This window comes from Lysinibacillus sp. RU7 (assembly GCF_057837305.1).
In genome coordinates this window covers 1-254 of record NZ_JBYQFK010000199.1, presented here as the reverse complement: position 1 = coordinate 254, position 254 = coordinate 1, and the positions used below count along the sequence as shown (strand labels likewise).

Annotated in this window: 1 protein-coding gene; it reads right to left on the bottom strand. The window is 63.4% G+C overall.

Annotated elements, in window-relative coordinates:
• Window positions 1-254: GAD domain-containing protein (locus AC3II9_RS22085; protein WP_489158872.1), on the bottom strand; the 254-nt coding region annotated here is incomplete at both ends.

The following is a 254-nucleotide window of genomic DNA, read 5'->3' as shown; positions in this document are numbered from 1 at the left end:
GAGGTCTTCGAGCCAGCAGCAAAGAAGATGGCATCACCAGGCTTGGCACCGACCTTCTCGGCGATGCCAGCCTTCTCCTCCTCGGAAATGTTTTTGGCAACTGGACCTTCTGGCACGCCCTCGTCAGAGATCGTGATGTAGGCCAGACCCTTGGCTCCGCGGGTGCGCGCCCACTCCTGCCAGGCGTCGAACTGACGGCGTGGCAGGGAGGCTCCGCCGGGCATCACCACGGCACCGACGTAGGGAGCCTGAAA